Genomic DNA, 17,188 nt, shown 5'->3' on the forward strand with positions numbered 1-17,188 from the left:
TCAGTCCTCCTGGGTCGGGTTGTGCCGGCCGCCAAGCCGCTTGACGATGTTGGCCACAGCGAACAGCACCATCAGCGCGCCACAGATCGCCAGCGGCGCGGCACGCCAGCTTTCGGAGAGTCCGAGCATCGGGATAGGTCGTGCCAGGTTGGTCATCATCAACTGCCAGCCCTGCCAGGCCATGAAGCCGCCAAAGGCCACCACGAACAGATCCGCCAGATGGTGCATCAGACCCTTGATCGGCGCCGGCATGTTGTCGCGTAGCAGGTCGATGGACAGGTGGCTGTTGTGACGAACGCCGGCAGCGGCGCCGAGAAAGGTGATGTAGGCCACGCTCAGAAGCGCCGTCTGCTCGACCCAGGTGGGGGTGTCATTGAGCACGTAGCGGCCAAATACCAGCCAGCCAAAGGTGATGATCAGCAACACCAGCAGCACCCCGGCCACCATGATGCAACCATGGGCCATACTGTCGAGGATGCGGTCCAGTCGGCTGGGTGTTTCTCGCTTGTAGCGTATGCTTCGTGACTCCGGCGATGCCGGAGGAAAGGCACCACGGCGTACCGTGGCGCCCTCTTGCTCTGACTCGGTTTGCTCGGACCCGACGTCAGAGGTGTCGGTGGGTGCGTTCACGCATCAGCCTCCCCGCCCGCCCCCGGCACCGGGGACGGGGCTCTCGTATCAATGGGATCAGTCGGCCTGAGCCGCACGAATGTCGTCGACCAGCGAGGCCAGGTCCGGGTTCTCGGCAAGAAAGCCCTCATAGACCGGTTGCATCAGCGCCTGGAATTCTGACTTGTCCGGAACCTCATTGATCTCGACGCCTGCGTCCAGCGCCGTTTGCCGACTGGCGGCGGTACGCTCTTCCCACAGTTCACGCTGCTGCTCGGTGGCGATCTGCCCGGCCTCCCGGACCGCCGCCTGGTCCTCTTCGGACAGCTCGTCCCAGGTACTGCGGGCCATGCACAGGCACTCGGGAATGACCAGGTGGTTGGTCAGTGAGTAGTAGCCGGCAACCTCATAGTGGCCGCTGGATTCGTAGGACGGGAAGTTGTTCTCGGCGCCGTCGATCACTCCGGTCGTCAGCGATTGGTAGACCTCACCGTAGGCCATGGGGGTGGCGTTGCCACCCAGCGCATCGATCATGTCGACGTAGAGGTCGTTGTTCATGACCCGGACCTTCATGCCCTCGACATCTTTCGGAGTCTCGACCGGATGGTCGGTGTTGTAGAGGCTGCGCGAGCCTGCCCCGAACCAACCCAGCGCGACCAGGCCCTGCTCCTCCATCGCTGCGGCGAAGCGTTCGCCGATCTCGCCATCCATCAGTTCGTACATGCGCTCTTCACTTTCAAAGATGAAGGGCAGCGAGAGTACGTTGGCAGCCGGCACCATCGGACCCATGGGGCCCATGTTGAAATTGCCGAAATCCAGAGCACCGTTTCGGGTCTGCTCGATGGCATCGGGCTGATCCCCCAGCACGGCGTTGTGATAGACCTTTGGCGTGATGCGCCCTTCCGTTCGCTCGTCCACCTCCTTGGCGAAGGTCTCCAGTGCAATGCTGTTGGGGTACTCGGGAGGATGAATGTTCCAGCCGCGCCACTGTTCCGCCAGGGCTGGCGTTGCCAGCAAGGCGGTGGTCGCGGCCAGGCCGGCAAGATGGATGGCGCGGGTGAGCTTGCGTGAAGCGGCGGGATTCATGGCGAGTCCTCTGGTTGACCTTGTTGGCGTTGTTGTCATACCCGGTTGGGCAAGTGTCCGGCCCTCTCGTACTGCCATCACATGGCGATGGCCTGGGCCGTTTTCTGGAAACCATGGCATACTATGTATGACAAAGTGGAAGAGAGGACTTCCTGGCTGCAACCCCTTCCTGACACTTTTTGACTAAAGTGCAATGCCGCTGTCGAGGTGCGTCAGCCAAGGCGGCCAACATGATCGACATTTTTCGGAAAAGCTCTTTATTAGCGGGCAATAACGACCTGTCCGAAACCTGTTCCTGGTGCAGGGAGGCCCCGCTGCAGCGGCAGTTTATTTGTAAATTTCTGTCAATTTCAGTCGTGACGCGTGGCCCGCTGTGTCCCTGTGCCGCCTGAGCTGCATAGGCGGCAGGAAGTCTCGTGGGACGAGCAAGGCCTCGGCTGATAAAGACATTCAGGGCAGACAATATCAATGCAGAATAACGGGAGAATCGGGCGCCGCTGAGCGCCCGAGAACATGACGGAGATTCGTTCGAGGGAAGAATCGAGGCGGCGCGCCCGAATCATCGGATCGGGCGCTGGTCGGGAGGTGGGGAGGTGGCTAGAAGGCCCAGGCTGCCGACAGCGACACCGTATCGCCATCGAAGCGATTTTCGGATGACACATCGTGAAGCCACTTTCCGATCAAGGTGACCGGCGCCTGGCCCAGTGAGACGCTCTTCATGAAGGCCGGCCCCACCCCTGCCCCGCTACTGCGAAAACCATCTTCCAGGCGATCCGGTACCGGTCCCGAGTCCGACTCGAGCTGTTCGTAAACGTACCCGGCCAGACCCAGTCCGAAGCTTGGCGTCAGGTACTTCGCCGCCAGCACGTCCAGGTGAAACTCGTCGCCGGTGGTGTAGTCGGTGGCATCGTTCTTGAAGTTGAACAGGATGCCCGCGGTCATCGACAGGTCCCATCCGCTTTCGGGCAGCCAGCTGTAGGTAATGGTGGGATCGATCGACCAGTAGTGCCGCCCCAGGTTGATCCGATCGTCCTCGTCGTAGCGCCCCACCGGAATATTGATACCCACCGCCGCCGTGGTGTGGTGAGTCCCGTTGGCCCAGTTTAGGGCGACAGGCACCAGATACGGATCACCGAAGCCGCTGTTGCTTCCGCTGTTGAAGCGTTCCTGGCCCGGGATGCTGGCCTCGAGATCGACGCTGACGTCAAACACGTAGGGAAGATTGATCCCGGCGATGTAGGTGGCGCCGAGCCACTCGACGTCGGTCACCCAGGTCAGCTTGAGCAGGTTGAACCACAGCGTCTGGTCGAGACCCGCCGACAGCCGCCCGCCCAGGGGGCGCGCGCCGATATCGCCCTCGTAGCGCACCAGGTCGTTGCGCGCATAGGCCCCGGGTGGCGGGGCCAAGCCTGCGGCAAAGTCGTTGTAGGCGCCCGGCACGTAGATGCTGCTACCGCCTTCCGAGGCGTGAGCCGTCGCTGGGGCCAGCAACGCTAGACCAAGCGTCGGCGCTGCCAGCAGGTAGTGATACATACCGGAGGACAGGAGTCGGGAGCGACAAACGGCCATGGGGACGGTTTCCATTGAGAAGTTTGCTGCAAAGTATAGGAAGCACTACGAACTTTTGGGCACAATTTTGATGTGTCTGCCTCCTATGCCCCCGCTGCCATTCCCGTGCTGTCTACCTCCAGAACCCTGCAAGAACCTCAGGCGATGGGCCAGATACGACAACGGCGCCCCGAAGGACGCCGTTGTCTGGTGCTGGAAGCGAGACTTGCGCCCGCTTCTGCGCCTGCTCGATCTTGTTCAATCCTGACGGTACACCCTTACTCGCCGGCAGGCGCGTAGGAGCCATCTTCGCGGTGCACTTCCTTGCCGGACAGACCCGGGGTAAACACGCAGGCCAGGTGCATGGTCTTGGAAGCACGCAGCAGGTGTTCGTCGTGCTGATCCAGGATGTAGATGTCGCCCGGCTTGATCGGCCAGATCTTGCCGTCGGCCAGGGTCTCCACCTCGCCCTCGCCCTCGATGCAGAAGACCGCTTCGAAGTGATGCTTGTAGTGGATATGGGTCTCGGTACCCTCGAAGATACGGGTGATGTGGAAGGAACACTGGCCGCCATCATCGGCAAGCATCAGGCGGGTGCTGTCCCAGTTACCGTTCTCTGCCTTGACCAGGCGATCGGTCTGACGGGCTTCTTCCAGGTTGCGAACGATCATCGAATTCTCCGTTGTCAGGTGTCGGGGGCGTCGGCGGTGCCGGGCATCGAAAGGCCTCTTGCGAGGCTTCGAACGCTGGTGGCGGCCGCAGAAAAAGCGAGGGCGGGCCCTCGCTTTTGATATTGCTCAGGGCAGGATCAGCGACGCCTTGCTGCTGGCGCCTGCCCGCAGAGAGCCTGCGGGCGACTCCTGTTTCAGCTCAGCGCCTCGTGGGTGCTGCGCTCGAGGATATCGAGACCTTCGATCAGATCCTCGTCGGTGATGGTCAGCGGACACAGGCACTTGACCACCTCACCGTCCTGGCCACTGGTCTCGATCACCAGGCCGTTCTCGAAGGCCTTGGCGGTGATCTTGTCGGCGATATCGCCGCTTTCCACGTCGATGCCGCGCATCAGGCCGCGGCCACGCTCGGACGCCGGGTAGCCCTTGTCGCTGAGCCAGGCGGCGATCTTCTGAAAGCGCTCTTCCACGATCCGCGACTTGCGCTGGATGTCACGCTCGAAGGTATCGTCGCTCCAGTACTTGCGCATGGCAGCGGTGGCGGTGACGAAGGCCAGGTTGAAGCCGCGGAAGGTACCGTTGTACTGGCCCGGCTTCCACTTGTCGAGTTCCGGACGCATCAGCACGTGGGCAAACGGCAGACCGAGTGCAGACAGCGACTTGGAGTTGGTGACGATGTCCGGCGTGATGCCGGCGTGCTCGAAGCTGAAAAACTTGCCGGTACGACCGCAACCCGCCTGAATATCGTCGATGATCAGCAGGATGTCATTGTCGCGGCAGATGCCCTCGAGACGCTTGAGCCAATCCAGGCCGGCCACGTTGATACCGCCCTCGCCCTGAACCGTCTCGACGATGACCGCGGCGGGCACGTCGAGGCCGCCGGACTTGTCGCCGAGCAGCTTCTCGAAGTAGTCCAGGGTATCGGTCTCGCTGCCCATGTAGCCATCGAAGGGCATGAAGGCTGCACCCTGGGTCGGAATACCGCCGGTCGCCTCACGGAACTTGCGGTTGCCGGTGGTGGCCAGCGCCCCCATGGTCACGCCGTGGAAGCCATTGGTGAAGGTCACGATGTTGTGACGACCCTTGGCCACCCGGGCGAGGCGAATGGCCGCCTCGACGGCATTGGTGCCGGTCGGTCCCGGAAGGTGGACCTTGTAGTCGAGACCACGCGGTTTGAGGATCACCTCTTCCAGGGTCTCCAGATAGTCGCGCTTGGCGGCGGTCCAGAAATCGAGGCCGTGGATGATGCCGTCGGTGGCCAGGTAGTCGACCAGCGCCTGCTTCAGGTGCGGGTTGTTGTGGCCGTAGTTCAGGGTGCCGGCGCCGGCCAGAAAGTCGATGTATTCGCGGCCTTCCTCGTCGGTCAGGCGAGCGTTCTGCGCCTTGGTGAAGACCACCGGGAAGGAACGGGAATAGGTACGAACTTCGGATTCCATGCGTTCGAGGATCTGGGTCTGCATTGCGACCTCCTGTCGGATTCGTAGGGGAAGTTATCGGGTAGCGGTGGCGACAGATGCTGGCGCCCTGTCACCACCATAGATGCTGCTAGATACGCGTCGTATCGAAGGGACCGATGCGTACCAGGTTCTCCGGATCGTGCTCACCACCTAACTGGTCGGTAGAGAAGTACTCGCGGCTGTTCAACGGCGCCTGCCAGCGATCGGCCAGGCGGCGGAACAAGCCCCAGGAAGCCTGGTTGTCCGGGGTGATGGTGGTCTCGAGGTGATGAACCTCGGCAAATTCGGGACGGGTCAGGATGGCTTCGACGAGACGCCGGGCAAGCCCGGTACCGCGGGCTTTCTCGCCCACCGCGACCTGCCACAGAAAGTAGGTGTCCGGGGCGTTGGTCTTCACGTAGCCGGAGACAAAACCGACGATCTCGCCTTCCTCGTTGGTGGCAACGGCGCAGCTGTCACGGAACTGGGTGGCCAGCAACAGGTAGGCGTAGGCGGAATTGACGTCCAGGGGCGGGCAGGACTTGACCAGCTCGTAGATGCCCCAGCCATCCTCGGGAGTAGACTTGCGAATAAACAGCGGCGCCGCTTCGTGACCCACCACCGCGTCGGCCACCGTAGGCTTGGCGAGGTCGGCTGATGGTGTGAAGGGCTCAGTGCTTGCGGTCATGTTCGTTATGCTTCGCTGTAGCGAATTTGGACAATCATTATAACAGTCGAGTATGACATTTCAAAATCTGGATTATTCTTAACCCCTGGAAGCATAAAAAAAAATTATGCGAGCGGCGCCAGGCCACGTCTCATGGTGATTTCGCCGCCCTGCCTCCAGCGCTCCCCATCCCCCTTTGGCGTCGTCAATTGCCTCGCCAACGAGACGATATCGTCTGCCTGAAGCAGTATAGTCGGCACCTGCGGATCGGCGAGAAAAGGCCACAAAAAAGGGCACCCACAGGTGCCCTTGTCGTATCGTGACGCCGGTCTCAGGTACGGGTCGGCGTGCGCATGGTGACGAACTCTTCGGCGCCGGTCGGGTGGATGCCGACGGTGGCATCCAAAACAGGCGGCCTTGGTCTCTCGTCAAAAGATAAGGGCACCCACTGGTGCCCTTGTCGTATCGTGACGCCGGACTCAGGTACGCGTCGGCGTGCGCATGGTGACAAACTCTTCGGCGCCGGTCGGGTGGATGCCGACGGTGGCATCGAAAGCTGCCTTGGTCAGGCCCGCACGCACCGCGATGGCGATGCCCTGGATCACCTCGCCGGCCTCCTCGCCGACCATGTGCGCCCCTACCACCACGTCGCTTTCGTCGTCGACGATCAGCTTCATCAGGCAGCGTTCATCGCTGCCGGACAGGGTGTGCTTCATGGGACGGAAGTCGGCGCTGTAGACACGGACCGCCTTGCACACCTCGCGGGCCTTCTCTTCGGACAGGCCAACGGTGCCGATGTTGGGATGGCAGAACACCGCAGTGGCGATGTTGTCGTAGTTCATCGGCGCCTTGGGCGCGTCACCGTAGTGGTGTGCAACCAGATGCATGGCCTCGGCCAGGGCCACCGGCGTAAGCTCAGGACCGCCGGTCACGTCGCCCAGCGCCAGGATCGAGGGCACCGAGGTCTCGAAGCGATCGTTGACCTGGATGGAGCCGTTCTCGTTGAGCGCGATGTCGAGCTGGTCCAGGCCCAGGCCTTCAAGATGCGGCTTGCGGCCGGTGGCGGACAGCACCGCATCCACCTCAAGGGTCTCGCCGTTGGTCAGGGTGGCCTTGATCCCGCCTTCGACCTTCTCGAGGGACTCGATGTTGGTGTTGAAGTACAGGTTGACGCCCTTCTTGGCCATCTCGTCGCGGGTGAACTCGCGCACCTCCTGGTCGAAGCCGCGCAGGAACAGGTCGCCGCGATACAGCAGGTGGGCGTCGGCGCCCAGGCCGTTGAAGATGCTGGCGAACTCCACGGCGATATAGCCGCCGCCAAGCACCAGAAAGCGCTTGGGAAACTCATCCAGGTCGAAGATCTGGTTGGAGTTCATGGCCAGTTCGCTGCCGGGGAACGGCGGCACCCAGGGCCAGCCACCCACCGCCACCAGGATCTTCTCGGCGCTGATGGTCTCGCCGCCGACCTCGACACGGTGTTCGTCCACCACCTTGGCGCGACCGTTGATCAGGCGCACCCCGGCGTTGTCCAGCAGCTTGCCGTAGATGCCGTTGAGTCGTTTGATCTCACCGATCTTGTTGTCGCGCAGGGTCGCCCAGTCGAAGCTCGGCGCCTGGTCGAGCTGCCAGCCGAAGCCGCGAGCGTCGTCGAAAGCCTCGTGGAAGTGTGCGGCGTAGGAGTAGAGCTTCTTGGGCACGCAGCCCACGTTGACGCAGGTACCGCCGAGGTAGCGATCCTCGGCGACGGCCACCCTGGCCCCGGTTGCCGCCGCGGTACGGGCAGCGCGGACACCACCGGAGCCGGCACCGATGACAAAGAGGTCATAGTCGAATTGTGACACTTGCGTCTCCTGATTCTGTTGCTGGGGCCCTTGTTGTCGGGACCGCTTTCGGATCATTAGGGGCCTGGCCTACCAGGGACCTGCCTCGAGGCCCACCAGGATGGGAAACCTTCCCATGATACCAGCGGGCTGGCTACCACGGGAGGGTGCTTGACCACCTTGACCGAGGGGGGTAAAAACATGCACCACTTTAGCCATCCACTGCTTGCACGGGGAAAGTTCATGAGTGATATCGACAATCTGCTCGCCAATAATCGGGCCTGGGCCGACAGAATCTGCCAGGAAGACCCTGATTTCTTTGCCCGCCTTGCTCAGCAGCAAAGCCCGGAGTATCTGTGGATCGGTTGTTCCGACAGCCGCGTGCCGGCCAACCAGATCATCGACCTTCCCCCGGGTGAGGTGTTCGTCCACCGCAACGTCGCCAACCTGCTCTACCACAATGACATGAACGCCCTGTCGGTGGTGCAGTTCGCGGTGGACGTGCTCAAGGTACGTCACATCATGATCGTCGGCCACTACAACTGTGGCGGCGTGCGCGCTGCGGTCACCGGCGGCGAGAACGGTATGGTGGACAACTGGTTGCACAGCGTACGCGAACTCTACAGCATGCATCGCTCGGAACTCGAGCATCTGCCGCTGGACGAGCAGGTGGATCGCATGTGCGAGCTCAACGTCAAGTCTCAGGTCAAGACGCTGTGTCGTACCAAGATCGTCCAGCGTGCCTGGCAGCGCGGCCAGGCGCTGTCGGTGCATGGCTGGGTCTATGGCCTCAGTGACGGTCGTGTCACCGACCTGGAATGCAGCGTCCACGGCCTGGATCAGGTCGCCCAGCTCTATCGCATCGACCGCGTCTGCCCGCCCCAGCAGTGACGGCTGGTCTGAACTGACCGATTGACCGCCAGGCGACCCTGGACACCACTGTCGCCTCGGCGCTGTGTCGATTGCCCTTTCGCGCCCCCGAATCTCGTTCGGGGGCGCTTGCACTTGCGGTTACCTCACTCGCCTCCGCCGGCTACCTCAGCTCCTCTATTTCCCCTTACTTTTCTGTCTGCGCCACCTTCTCGTCGCTCAGCGCTTGTCTGCTCCTTGAAGACACGCTCCCCGGGCCCATATTCGTTCCTCGCATGGGTGCTGTCACAATTTCGATTGTGTTTAAACGCGACACCTCACTATGTTGATGCAGGACATTGACTAGCCGGCGCTTACAACATTGACCAAGGCGTCCGACTGGCAATTACAACAACCTCAACAAGCAGGAACTCCTTCCATGTTCAAGAAGACCCTTCTGGCCGGTGCCCTCGGTGCCGCCATGCTGACGGCTGCCCTGCCCCAGACCGCACTGGCCGAAAACACCCTGCGCATGGCCTACGACGCCGATCCGGTGTCGCTGGACATCCATGAGCAGCTCTCCGGCGGTATCCTGCAACTGTCGCACATGGCCTTCGATCCGCTGGTGCGCTGGACCAAGGACTTCGAGTTCGAGCCCAGACTCGCCACCGAGTGGGAGCAGGTCGACGACACCACCATGCGCATCAGCCTGCGCGAAGGGGTCACCTTCCATTCCGGCAACCCCTTCACCGCCGAGGACGTCGCCTGGACCGTCGAGCGCCTCAAGCGCAGCCCGGACTTCAAAGCGATCTTCGAGCCTATCGAGACGGTCAACGTGGTCGACGAGCACACCGTGGAGATCATCTCCAAGCGGCCCAACCCGCTGCTGCTGAACATGGCCACCTACATTTTCCCGATGGACAGCCAGTTCTATTCCGGCGAGACCGACGGTGGCAAGGCCAAGGACGAGATCGTCAAGAACGGCAACTCCTACGCCTCGCGCAACATCTCCGGTACCGGCCCCTTCCAGGTGACCAACCGCCAGCAGGGCGTTCGGGTCGACTTCGAACGCTTCGATGACTACTGGGACAGCGAGTCCCCGGGCAACGTCGACGCCATCACCCTGACTCCGATCGGCGAGAACGCCACCCGCGTCGCCGCCCTGCTGTCCGGTGACGTCGACTTTATCGCGCCGGTACCGCCCAACGATCTGGAGCGCATCGAGAGCGACGAGGACACCAACCTGGTGACTATGTCGGGCACCCGCATCATCCTGTTCCACATGAACCAGGAGCGGGTCGAGGCCTTCCAGGACCCGCGTGTTCGCCAGGCCTTCAACTACGCGATCAACCAGGAAGGCATCGCCGATCGTCTGATGAAGGGCTTCGCCACCCCGGCCGCCCAGTTCTCGCCCGAGGGCTACTCCGGCCACAACCCGGATCTCGAGCCGCGCTTCGATCTCGACCGGGCCAAGGAACTGATGGCCGAAGCGGGCTATGAGGACGGCTTCTCGGTCAGCATGATGGCGCCCAACAACCGCTACGTGAACGACGCCAAGATCGCCCAGGCGGTAGCCGCCATGCTGGCGCGGATCAACGTCACGGTGGACCTGAAGACCCTGCCCAAGGCCCAGTACTGGGGCGAGTACGATGATCGCGCCGCCGACATGATGATGATCGGCTGGCACTCCGACACCGAAGACTCCGCCAACTTCCACCAGTACCTGACCGAGTGCCCGGATGCCGACAGCGGTGGCGGCCAGTACAACGCCGGCAACTACTGCAACGAGGAGCTCGACCAGCTGATGGTCGACGCCAACCTCGAGGTGGATCTGGAGAAGCGTGGCGAGATGCTGCGTGAGCTCGAGCAGGGCCTCTACGACGATGCCGCCTTCATTCCGCTGCACTGGCAGAATCTGGCCTGGGCTTCTGCGGCCAACGTCGACATCGAGCCGGTGGTCAACGTGATGAACTTCCCCTACCTCGGGGATCTGGTCATCGAAGAAGAGTAAGACGACAGGCACCGCCACGCGGTGCCTGCAAGCTCCCATTCAGCAGCTGCCTCGGCTCCGTGACATGGTCGCGGAGTCGAGCGCCTGTACCCTGGACAATCCCCATGATCGCATTTCTGATCAAGCGCCTCTTTCATGCGCTGCTGGTGATGTTTGTCATCAGCGTGATCGCCTTCGCCATCCAGGACAACCTGGGTGATCCCATCCAGCAGATGGTGGGCCAGTCGGTGCCCGAGAGCGAGCGCGAGGTGCTGCGCGAGGAACTGGGGCTCAACGATCCCTTCCTGGTGCAGTACTTCCGTTTCGCCGTCAACGCCGCCCAGTTCGACTTCGGCTACTCGTACATCTACAACGAGCCGACTACCGAGGTGGTCCTGCGACACCTGCCGGCGACCCTGGAGCTGGTATTCGCCTCGACCCTCCTGATCATCTTCCTGTCGGTGCCGATCGGCGTCTACAGCGCGATCAAGCCCCGCGCCTGGCTGTCCCGTTTCTTCATGGGGGTGTCGATCATCGGCATCTCCATCCCGGTGTTTCTCACCGCTATCGTGTTGATCCAGCTGTTCGCCATCGGCGTGAGCTTCACGCCCTTCCCCGCCGATACCGGCTGGGGCGCCTGGCTCAACGGCCTGCTGTCCACCGAAGGCGGCATGCCGGCCTACGGTCGCGGCGACCCTATCCACGTGTTCGGCACCTGGACCACCAACTTCGCCTCGCTGGAAGGCCTGACCTACCTGGTGCTGCCGGCCATCTCGCTGGCCTCGATCATGCTGCCGCTGTTCATTCGCCTGATCCGCGCAGAGATGCTCGAGGTGATGCAGTCGGAGTACGTCAAGTTCGCCCGGGCCAAGGGCATCTCGATGCGTCGCATCTACTTCCTGCACGCGCTGAAGAACACCATGTTGCCGGTCATCACCGTCGGCGGCGTGCAGATCGGCACCCTGGTGGCCTACACCATCCTCACCGAGACGGTGTTCCAGTGGCCCGGCATGGGCCTGATGTTCCTCGACGCCATCGAGCGCTCGGACATCCCCCTGATCGTGACCTACCTGATGATCGTCGGCCTGATCTTCGTGATCACCAACACCCTGGTCGACTTGATCTATGGCCTGGTCAATCCCACCGTCAAGCTGACAGGTAAGCCCGCATGAGCACCCAGAGCACTGCGACGAGCAGCCGGTGGGAGCGGTTTCGCGACTCCTACCTCTTGTACAGTTTCAAACGCGACCTGATCGCCCAGACCAGTCTTCTGATCTTCGTGGTGATGGTCCTGGCCGCGCTGCTGGCGCCTTGGCTTGCGCCGGCCGATCCCTACGACCTGGCCCAGATCGACATCCTTGCATCCGAGCTGCCGCCGTTCTGGATCGACGGCGCCGACCCCCAGTACCTGATGGGTACCGATTCCCAGGGGCGCGACCTGCTCTCGACCATCCTCTACGGCATGCGGGTGTCGCTGGTCATCGGCTTCGGCGCCGTGGCGCTGCAGGCCACCCTGGGGGTGTGCTTCGGTTTGCTGGCGGGCTATCTGGGTGGGCGCGTCGACGCCTTTCTGATGCGCCTGGCAGATATCCAGCTGTCGTTCTCGACGTTGATGGTGGCCATCGTGGTGGGCGCCCTGTTCAAGGCGATCTTCGGCGGCGCCACCTACTCCGACTATGCCATGTGGCTGCTGGTGCTGATCATCGGCCTGGCCGAATGGCCCCAGTACGCCCGTACCGTGCGTGCCTCGGTGCTGGCAGAGCGCTCCAAGGAGTACGTCGACGCCGCCCGGGTGATGGGCCTGCGCAGCCGGCGGATCATGTTCCGTCACATCCTGCCCAACACCCTGTCGCCGATCTTCGTCATCTCCACCGTGCAGGTGGCCAACGCCATCATTTCCGAGGCGGCGCTGTCGTTTCTCGGCCTCGGCATGCCCGAGACCCAGCCGTCGCTGGGCTCGTTGATCAAGTCCGGCTTCGACTACATCCAGTCCGGTTCCTGGTGGATCACCCTGATTCCGGGCCTGGTGCTGGTGGTGCTGGTGCTGGTGATCAACCTGCTCGGCGACTGGCTGCGCGACGTGCTCAATCCACGACTGTACAAGGGCTGAGGTAGACATCATGGCACTACTCGACGTCAATCACCTCGACGTGCGCTTCGCCCTGCGACAGGGCGACGTGAAGGCACTGCGCGATGTGTCGTTCAGCCTGGATCGTGGCGAGCGTCTGGGCATCGTGGGCGAATCCGGCGCCGGCAAGTCGGTCGCCGCCTTCAGCCTGCTGAATCTGATCGCCAAGCCGGGCTATATCGCCGGTGGCAGCATCACCTTCGATGGCCAGGAACTGACCGGGCTCGGCGAGCGCGCCCTGCGCAAGGTGCGCGGCCACCGCATCTCGATGATCTTCCAGGATCCGATGATGACGCTCAATCCGGTGCTGTCCATCGGTGAGCAGATGGTGGAATGCCTCAAGGCCCACCGCCGTATCTCCAGCAAGGAAGCCCGCGCGATCTCGCTGCGCAAGCTCGAGCAGGTGCAGATCCCGTCGCCGGAAAAGCGCCTGGACCAGTATCCCCATGAGCTGTCCGGCGGCATGCGTCAGCGCATCATCATCGCCATCGCGCTGCTGCTCGACCCGGATATCATCATCGCCGACGAGCCCACCACCGCCCTGGATGTGACCATTCAGGCGGAGATCATGGCGCTGTTGCTGGAACTGTGCGAGAAGCACAACGTCGGCCTGATCCTGATCACCCACGATCTCGGCGTGGTCAGCCAGGTGACCCAGCGCATGTTGGTGATGTACGCCGGACGGGTGATCGAGCAGGGCCCGACCCGAGAGATCATCAATGATCCCCAGCATCCCTACACCCAAGGGTTGATCAACGCCCTGCCCCAGATGGCGACCCCGGGCGAGCGGCTCAACCAGATACGTGGCAGCATGCCGTCGTTGAGCCAGCTCCCCAGCGGCTGTCCGTTTCATCCGCGCTGCGACTTTACCCAGCGCCACGACGGCAGCGAACGGACACCCTGCAAGACCGAGGTACCGGCCTTCGTGCGCTCCGGCAACTGTGAGGTGGCCTGCCATATGGTCGCCGAGATGCAGGATGCCGAACGCATCGTGGCCAGGGAGGACAACTCATGAGCCAGACCACTCAGGCAGCCGTCAAACCGCCGACCGAGCCGATTCAGCAGGACGGCCCCGCCGACATGAACCCTGCCGCTGGAGGCGACAGCCTGCTCGAGATCCGCGGGCTGGAAAAGCGCTTTTCACTGTCCGGGGATTTCCTCGAGCAGCTCAAGTTCCGGCGTGGTCGTATCGTGCGCGAGCAACAGCACGTGCACGCGATCAATGGGGTCGACCTGGACATCCGCCGCGGGGAGTCGCTGTGCGTGGTGGGCGAATCCGGCTGCGGCAAGTCGACGGTAGCGCGTACCGTAATGGGCCTGCTGCGGCCCAGCGCCGGCGAGATCCATTACGACGGCGAGCGTATCGATCATCTCGATTCGAAAGCATTGCTGCCTTTCCGTCAGCGCATGCAGATGATCTTCCAGAACCCCTACGCCTCGCTCAATCCGCGCATGACCATCCAGCAGACGCTGGAAGAGCCGATCCGCCTTCACCACCCCGACTGGAAGCCACAGCAGGTCGTCGACAAGGTCCACGAGGTGATGAGCTCGGTGGGCATCGCCCCGGACTGGGGCTCGCGCTACGGCCACGAGTTCTCCGGTGGCCAGCGACAGCGTATCGCCATCGCCCGAGCGCTGGCGGTGGATCCGGAATTCATCGTCGCCGACGAGCCGATTTCGGCGCTGGACGTGTCGATCCAGGCCCAGGTGCTGAACCTGTTGATGGAAGCCCAGCGCGAGCACCATCTCACCTACCTGTTCATCACCCACGACCTGGCGGTGGTGGAGCATTTCGGTACCCGGGTGGCGGTGATGTATCTGGGCCGCGTGTGCGAGGTGGCGCCCACGGCGACGCTGTTCGCCCGTCCACGCCACCCCTACACCCAGGCCTTGATGTCGGCGATTCCCCGGCTGGAAGACGATCGTCCCCAGCATCTGCGTCTGCAGGGCGAGGTACCGACTCCGGTCAACCTGCCGTCGGGCTGTGTGTTCCACGGGCGCTGCCCCCACGCCAACGACCGCTGCCGCCGGGAGATTCCCCGTCTGATCGCCACCGACGAGGGCGGCCAGGTCGCCTGTCATGGTGTCGAGGAAGGCCGTCTGTCTTGACCGCTGCCTTGACCTCCATCGCCGTCACCTGCAACACGCCGACGCCGGGTACGCCCGGCGTCGGGTTATCTGGCACAATCGACGTTTCGCAGGACAGGTGATACTTCCATGGAAATACGTTGGCTGGAAGACTTTCTCGCCTTGGCCCGCACGCGTCATTTTTCCCGTGCCGCCGAAGAACAGAACGTGACCCAGCCCACCTTCTCTCGGCGCATCAAGCTGCTCGAAGAGGAGATGGGCACCACCCTGATCAACCGTCAGACCCTGCCGCTGTCGCTGACGCCGGCCGGCGAGGCCTTCCTCGCCATGTGTCACGACGTCACCCGGCGGGTCGACCTGACCCGCCAGCGACTGGCGCAGATGGCTGAGGAACAGGCCGGACAGCTACGCCTGGGGGCACCCCAGAGCCTGCTGGCGCAGTTCCTGCCCCAGTGGCTCAGCGGCTGGCAGTCGCCACCGCCGCTGCAGCCCTACCTGCGTGCCACCGCCTGGCTGGTGGGCGACTATTTCCAAGGACTTGCCTCCGGCGAGATCGATCTTGCCCTGTGCTACTGGCCGACCAGCGGCAATCCGCTGGAGCTGGCCAACGAGGACACCGATTATTGCGTCATCGGCCGCGAGCGCTTTATGCCGGTGTGCCTGCCGGATGCCAGCGGCCAGCCTCGCTTTGCGCTGGAAGGCGGCAAGGGGCGCGCCCTGCCATTGATCGCCTATCATCCCCGGGGCATGATCGATGCCGCCATCCGCTCCCACCTGGACCGACTCGGCGACGCCCCTACCCTGACGGTGCTCAACGAGAGCGTACAGAGCGGCAATATCCGAGAACTCGTCGTGCTGGGCTATGGGCTGGGCTGGTTGCCCGAGCGCAGCCTGGGCGAGGCGCTGGCCTCCGGCGCGCTGGTGGCGGCAGGACCGCCACGCTGGACGGTGTCCTTCGATATTCGCCTGTATCGCCACCTCTCGACCCGTCGCGCGGCGGTCGACGCCGCCTGGCAGGAGCTGTGTGCTCACGCCCTCGAGACCGAGGCTCAACCATGATGCCCCCGACCACCCAGCGGAGACCTAGCCTTGCCCCAGCCTGACGCCCGTTCAAGCTTGTCCCCTGCCACCTCGGGCCTTCGCGCGGATGCAGCGACACCGGGCGGCTTTCGTGCCGCCCGCTGGCTGTCCAATCCGCATGTCCAGACCCTGCTGCCGAGGGTACTTCGTCCCGCGGAGGTGGACTGGCGACAGGAATTTCTCGACCTGCCCGACGGTGACGAGGTGGAGCTTAGCTGGGTGCTGCCGGAACCCGATGACCAGAGCGCCCCGCTGTTCGTGCTGTTCCATGGCCTCGAGGGGGGAATCACCTCGCCCTACGCGCACGATCTGCTGGCGGCCGCCAGAGACCAGGGCTATCGGGCGTTGTTGATGCACTTTCGCGGCTGTGGTTCTCGCCCCAACCGCCTGCCGCGCGCCTATCACAGCGGTGACACCGGCGACGCCAGGGTGTTGCTCAAGGTACTGGGCGATCGCTATCCCGAGGCACCCAAGGTCGCCGGTGGCGTGTCGCTGGGGGGCAATATGCTGCTGCGCCTGGTCGCCGAAGAGGATGCCGACTCACTGGGACTCGACGCCGCGGTGGTGATCAGCGCGCCGCTGGATCTGGCCGCCTGCGCCCAGCGCCTGGGCGAGGGTTTTTCGCGGGTCTACGAACGCCACCTGCTGGCCTCGCTCAAGCGCAAGGTGATACCTCGGCTCGAACGCGGTGAGCTTTCCCTCAAGGTCAGCGTCGAGCAGGTGCGCCGGCTTAAGCGCCTGCGCGACTACGACGACGTCATCACGGCGCCGATGCACGGCTTCCTGGACGCCGATGACTACTATGCCCGCGCCTCCAGCGGCCCGGTGCTCGATCGGGTGGCCGTTCCCACCCTGATGCTGCATGCCCGTGACGATCCTTTCATGCCGGCCGACCTAATCGAGCGCTTCCCGGCTCGCTCGCCGCTGGTGACCCTCGAAGTCGCTGAACGCGGCGGCCATGTCGGCTTCATGGAGCCAGGCCCTCGCCGCCCTCGCCCTTGGCTTGGCCGACGGCTGGCACGCTACCTGCAGGAGCTGTCGCTGACACCAGACTCAGCAGTTATGCAGGACTGCCCATGATGCCACTAGGGTGAATCTGTTCTGGTCAAGTCAGAGCGGACACATTTTCAAGCCGCAGCTGCCAATTCAATCTCCCTCGGCGTCTGGTAGCCCAGGGTGGAGTGGAGCCGGCAGCTGTTGTACTCCATCTCGATGT

Annotated in this window: 15 protein-coding genes; 8 read left to right on the forward strand and 7 right to left on the reverse strand. The window is 63.2% G+C overall.

All coding sequences use genetic code 11. The features are described from left to right. From KUW00_RS16200 to gorA, 7 genes are all read right to left on the reverse strand, one after another. Nucleotides 1–630: a TRAP transporter small permease gene (locus KUW00_RS16200; protein WP_315901175.1), complete on the reverse strand. Its 630-nt coding sequence runs from the start codon at nucleotides 628–630 to the stop codon at nucleotides 1–3. A gap of 57 nt (nucleotides 631–687) precedes the next feature. Further along, nucleotides 688–1,695 carry a TRAP transporter substrate-binding protein gene (locus KUW00_RS16205; RefSeq protein ID WP_222569603.1) on the reverse strand — a complete coding sequence of 336 codons (1,008 nt, stop codon included), beginning with the start codon at nucleotides 1,693–1,695 and terminating at the stop codon, nucleotides 688–690. A 597-nt stretch (nucleotides 1,696–2,292) separates the two neighbouring features. After that, nucleotides 2,293–3,264, reverse strand: coding sequence for a transporter (locus KUW00_RS16210; protein WP_222569604.1), 972 nt, complete (start codon nucleotides 3,262–3,264; stop codon nucleotides 2,293–2,295). Between the two features lie 257 nt (nucleotides 3,265–3,521). After that, complete coding sequence (locus KUW00_RS16215; RefSeq protein ID WP_222569605.1) at nucleotides 3,522–3,914, reverse strand: ectoine synthase; 393 nt, start codon at nucleotides 3,912–3,914, stop codon at nucleotides 3,522–3,524. Between the two features lie 194 nt (nucleotides 3,915–4,108). Next, nucleotides 4,109–5,374 carry a diaminobutyrate--2-oxoglutarate transaminase gene (ectB, locus tag KUW00_RS16220; RefSeq protein ID WP_222569606.1) on the reverse strand — a complete coding sequence of 422 codons (1,266 nt, stop codon included), beginning with the start codon at nucleotides 5,372–5,374 and terminating at the stop codon, nucleotides 4,109–4,111. Between the two features lie 85 nt (nucleotides 5,375–5,459). After that, nucleotides 5,460–6,038, reverse strand: a complete 579-nt coding sequence (ectA, locus tag KUW00_RS16225; protein WP_222569607.1) for a diaminobutyrate acetyltransferase — start codon at nucleotides 6,036–6,038, stop codon at nucleotides 5,460–5,462. 458 nt (nucleotides 6,039–6,496) lie between these two features. Further along, complete coding sequence (gene gorA, locus KUW00_RS16230) at nucleotides 6,497–7,858, reverse strand: glutathione-disulfide reductase (protein ID WP_315901176.1); 1,362 nt, start codon at nucleotides 7,856–7,858, stop codon at nucleotides 6,497–6,499. 222 nt (nucleotides 7,859–8,080) lie between these two features. Here gorA and can point away from each other — a divergent pair, with 222 nt between their 5' ends. From can to KUW00_RS16270, 8 genes are all read left to right on the forward strand, one after another. Continuing rightward, entirely contained in the window at nucleotides 8,081–8,728 is a 648-nt protein-coding gene (gene can / locus KUW00_RS16235; protein WP_045992064.1) for a carbonate dehydratase, read from the forward strand. A 397-nt stretch (nucleotides 8,729–9,125) separates the two neighbouring features. Continuing rightward, on the forward strand, nucleotides 9,126–10,697 hold the full coding sequence (locus tag KUW00_RS16240) for an ABC transporter substrate-binding protein (protein WP_108133617.1): 1,572 nt from the start codon (nucleotides 9,126–9,128) through the stop codon (nucleotides 10,695–10,697). Between the two features lie 104 nt (nucleotides 10,698–10,801). Next, nucleotides 10,802–11,848: an ABC transporter permease gene (locus tag KUW00_RS16245; protein WP_045992062.1), complete on the forward strand. Its 1,047-nt coding sequence runs from the start codon at nucleotides 10,802–10,804 to the stop codon at nucleotides 11,846–11,848. Then, nucleotides 11,845–12,786, forward strand: coding sequence for an ABC transporter permease (locus KUW00_RS16250; RefSeq protein ID WP_045992061.1), 942 nt, complete (start codon nucleotides 11,845–11,847; stop codon nucleotides 12,784–12,786). Before KUW00_RS16245 ends, KUW00_RS16250 begins: the two co-directional genes overlap by 4 nt. 10 nt (nucleotides 12,787–12,796) lie before the next feature. After that, entirely contained in the window at nucleotides 12,797–13,819 is a 1,023-nt protein-coding gene (locus KUW00_RS16255; protein WP_108133615.1) for an ABC transporter ATP-binding protein, read from the forward strand. A 65-nt stretch (nucleotides 13,820–13,884) separates the two neighbouring features. Then, nucleotides 13,885–14,913 carry an ABC transporter ATP-binding protein gene (locus KUW00_RS16260; protein ID WP_222569618.1) on the forward strand — a complete coding sequence of 343 codons (1,029 nt, stop codon included), beginning with the start codon at nucleotides 13,885–13,887 and terminating at the stop codon, nucleotides 14,911–14,913. A 108-nt stretch (nucleotides 14,914–15,021) separates the two neighbouring features. Next, nucleotides 15,022–15,951: a LysR family transcriptional regulator gene (locus tag KUW00_RS16265; RefSeq protein ID WP_222569609.1), complete on the forward strand. Its 930-nt coding sequence runs from the start codon at nucleotides 15,022–15,024 to the stop codon at nucleotides 15,949–15,951. 30 nt (nucleotides 15,952–15,981) lie between these two features. Then, nucleotides 15,982–17,052 carry a hydrolase gene (locus KUW00_RS16270; protein ID WP_261392225.1) on the forward strand — a complete coding sequence of 357 codons (1,071 nt, stop codon included), beginning with the start codon at nucleotides 15,982–15,984 and terminating at the stop codon, nucleotides 17,050–17,052. The last annotated feature ends 136 nt before the right edge of the window (nucleotides 17,053–17,188 follow it).

Origin of the sequence: Halomonas sp. DP5N14-9 (genome assembly GCF_019802175.1) — a bacterium.
GTDB lineage: Bacteria > Pseudomonadota > Gammaproteobacteria > Pseudomonadales > Halomonadaceae > Halomonas > Halomonas litopenaei.